Source organism: Phyllobacterium sp. P5_D12 (assembly GCF_054049495.1).
This window is the reverse complement of the sequence record NZ_JBFUMG010000508.1, coordinates 1-3,225: the sequence shown is the minus strand read 5'-3', so window position 1 is coordinate 3,225 and position 3,225 is coordinate 1. Positions and strand designations below refer to the sequence as shown.

The following is a 3,225-nucleotide window of genomic DNA, read 5'->3' as shown; positions in this document are numbered from 1 at the left end:
CTATTCCTCGGCGTCATCAAGAACGCGCTGCCGGTCATCGACATTTCGCCCTTTGCACAAATGGCGATTTCCGGCTCGGTTATCATTGCCGCCGTGATCTTCAATGCCCGTCAGGAACGGCGGCGTGGCCGTATCATCCTGCGTGATCGCGGCGCATCGGAACAGATCGAGGTGGCAGCATGAGCGCGATACCTGAAAAGCGGCTTATCCCGGACCGGCTTGGCACATCGGCAACGCGTCTGTTTGGGAGCTGGGAAGCACTCCTTTTTGCTGTCGCCGTGCTGATCTTCATCGCCAATTCCCTCGCCTCGCCCTATTTCCTCAATGCGTGGAATCTGTCGGACGCCACGTTCAATTTTACTGAAAAGGCCATGGTGGCGTTTGCCATGGCGCTGTTGATCATCTCCGGGGAGATCGACCTGTCAGTTGCTGCGATCATCGCGCTTGCTTCGACTGCAATGGGCGCTGCAGCGCAGGCGGGGATCGGTACGCCTGGTCTCGTTGCCATCGGGATTGGCGTTGGCGTCGGTTGCGGCGTGGTCAACGGCATTCTCGTTGCAGGACTTCGTCTGCCTTCCATCGTCGTCACGATCGGCACGATGAGCCTGTTTCGCGGCATCGCCTATATCGTCCTTGGCGACAAGGCCTATGGCGGCTATCCGGCTTCTTTCGCCTATTTCGGACAAGGCTATGTCTTCTGGGTATTTTCCTTCGAGTTCGTGCTTTTCGCCGTGTTGGCGATCATTTTTGCGGTCCTGTTGCATGCGACGAACTTTGGCCGCCGGGTGTATGCCATCGGCAACAATGAATTTGCCGCACGCTTCTCCGGTATTCGTGTCGAGCGCATCAAGTTCACCCTGTTCCTCCTGACCGGCCTGATGTCCGGCATCGCAGCCGTCTGCCTCACCTCACGCCTCGGCTCCACCCGGCCGTCGATCGCACAGGGCTGGGAGCTTGAGATCGTCACCATGGTCGTCCTTGGCGGTGTCTCGATCCTTGGCGGCGCCGGCACGATCGGCGGCGTGGTCATCGCTGCCTTCGTCATGGGACTGGTCACCTTCGGCCTTGGCCTGCTGAACGTTCCCGGCATTGTCATGTCGATCTTCATCGGTCTGCTTCTGATCGTCACCATTACGCTGCCGGTCATTATCCGCCGGTTCCGGCACAGGAAGCCCGCATGAGTGCGATGGAGAAATATGCGTTCACGATGACACTCAATCCAGGTATGGAGGCTGAGTACAGGCGCCGTCACGACGAAATCTGGCCGGAACTCGTCGATCTCCTGCATGAGGCAGGTATCGCCGATTATTCGATCCATCTTGACCGCGCCACAAACAAGCTCTTTGGCGTGTTGACCCGCCCCCTTGATCACACCATGCAAAGCCTGCCCGACCATCCGGTGATGAAGAAATGGTGGACTCATATGGCCGACATCATGGCCACCAATCCTGATAACTCGCCAGTCCAGACGGACCTCGTTTGCCTCTTCCATCTGCCATGAGCGACAGCCGCCGCATAGCCGTCATGGATGTTGGCAAGACCAATGCCAAGGTTGTAGTCGTCGATGCCGCGACAGGAACAGAAGTCGCCTCGCGCAGCACGCAGAACCGCGTCGCCAAGGATGGACCCTATCCGCATTATGACGTCGAGGCGCTGTGGGTATTTTTTGTCGATACACTGACAATCTTTGCCCAATCACCAGGCTTCGATGCGATTTCCGTCACCGCGCACGGCGCGGCAGCCGCATTGCTGGGCGAAAATGATCTGGTGATGCCGGTCATCGACTATGAGCATGTCTATCCTGACGAGGTGCGCGYAGCCTATGCGGCTTTGCGGCCGGACTTCGCCGAAACCCGCTCGCCGCTTCTCTCCGGAGGCCTCAATGTCGGCGCGCAAATCAATTACCAGAAGACGCAGTTTCCGGCCGAATTTTCTGCAACCAGAACTATAGTTACCTATGCACAGTACTGGGTCTGGCGCCTGACTGGCATTGCCGTGAACGAAGTCACGTCACTCGGCTGCCATACGGATCTGTGGAACCCGCAAGCGGGCGAATATTCCAGTCTTGTCGAGACGCTGGAGCTTCGTCCTTTGATGGCACCGATCCGCTCTGCGTTCGATCGAATTGGTGATCTGCGCGAGCCGCTTACCAGGCGGATCGGGATGTCCATGCCCGTCCCGGTTCATTGCGGCATCCACGATTCCAACGCCTCACTGCTGCCGCATCTGGTCACCCGAACATCGCCGTTCTCGGTTGTATCGACCGGAACCTGGGTGGTGTCTTTTGCGGTTGGCGGAAGGTTGGATGAGCTCGACCCGGCACGGGATACGCTCGCCAATGTCGATGCCTACGGGAAGGCGGTGCCGTCGGCGCGATTTATGGGTGGACGCGAATTCGATCTCTTGACCGCCGGCAGTACGCTCGAACCGGATGCGGATACGCTGGACCAGGTGATCCGCGAGCAGTTCATGATCCTGCCGAGCATCGTACAGGGATCAGGCCCCTACCCCGCGCAGAATCCGATCCGGCTGAATGATGAGTCGCGCTCGGCCGCCGAACTGAACGCTGCTGCCTCGCTATATTCAGCACTCATGACCAATACCTGTCTCGAGCTGATTGGTGCAGCTGGCCCAACGATTGTCGAAGGACCGTTTTCCCGCAACCGAACCTATCTGTCTGCATTGCGGTCGTTGACCGGACGCGAAATCATCGCTTCTCCCGGCTCCACTGGTACCAGTCTTGGCGCCGCACTTCTAGCCGGCGCCAAGTGTCCGTTCAAACCAGTCTCGGATGATGTTGCACCGTTGAGCGAAGCCTTCGATCTTTATGCTCGGAACTGGCGGGATAGTCTTCGGCGCAAATGAAAAGGCGGACCTGGTCGGCCCGCCTTTTACTTGAACCAGTCTTATTCGTTAGCTTGCGAGCGCCAGCGCGTCCTCGTCGGCGAAATCGCCGCTGAGCGCTTGTGCGAGCTTGTTGGTATCAAGCTCGCCTTCCCAGCGGGCAACAACGATTGTCGCTACCGCATTGCCGACGAGATTGGTAAGCGCGCGGCATTCAGACATGAAACGATCGATGCCAAGGATCAGCGCCATGCCCGCGACTGGAACTGCGGGAACAACCGACAGGGTTGCAGCGAGCGTGATGAAGCCTGCACCGGTGATGCCTGCAGCGCCTTTGGAACTCAGCATGGCGACGAGCAGCAGCAATACCTGGTCCGTGAG

General features: G+C 58.6%; 4 protein-coding genes and 1 pseudogene. 4 read left to right on the top strand and 1 reads right to left on the bottom strand.

The annotated features are described in order from the left end of the window. From ACXJ5O_RS22640 to ACXJ5O_RS22625, 4 genes and pseudogenes are all read left to right on the top strand, one after another. Positions 1 to 183 (top strand): annotated as a pseudogene (locus ACXJ5O_RS22640) (ABC transporter permease); the annotation flags it as partial. Next, on the top strand, positions 180 to 1,181 hold the full coding sequence (locus ACXJ5O_RS22635) for an ABC transporter permease (RefSeq protein ID WP_457301863.1): 1,002 nt from the start codon (positions 180 to 182) through the stop codon (positions 1,179 to 1,181). The pseudogene ACXJ5O_RS22640 and the gene ACXJ5O_RS22635, both read left to right, overlap by 4 nt. 5 nt (positions 1,182 to 1,186) lie before the next feature. Beyond that, entirely contained in the window at positions 1,187 to 1,501 is a 315-nt protein-coding gene (gene rhaM / locus ACXJ5O_RS22630; protein WP_457301864.1) for an L-rhamnose mutarotase, read from the top strand. Beyond that, entirely contained in the window at positions 1,498 to 2,865 is a 1,368-nt protein-coding gene (locus ACXJ5O_RS22625) for an FGGY-family carbohydrate kinase (protein ID WP_457301862.1), read from the top strand. Before rhaM ends, ACXJ5O_RS22625 begins: the two co-directional genes overlap by 4 nt. A 48-nt stretch (positions 2,866 to 2,913) precedes the next feature. Here the strand turns inward: ACXJ5O_RS22625 and ACXJ5O_RS22620 are convergent. After that, positions 2,914 to 3,225, bottom strand: a 312-nt coding sequence (locus tag ACXJ5O_RS22620) for a cation:dicarboxylate symporter family transporter (protein ID WP_457301861.1), incomplete at its 5' end; no start/stop codon positions are given.

Bases quoted from the DNA above. Each gene is read 5' to 3' on its own strand.
- ACXJ5O_RS22635 (WP_457301863.1), top strand. From the start codon at position 180: ATGAGCGCGATACCTGAAAAGCGGCTTATCCCGGACCGGCTTGGCACA.
- rhaM (WP_457301864.1), top strand. From the start codon at position 1,187: ATGGAGAAATATGCGTTCACGATGACACTCAATCCAGGTATGGAGGCT.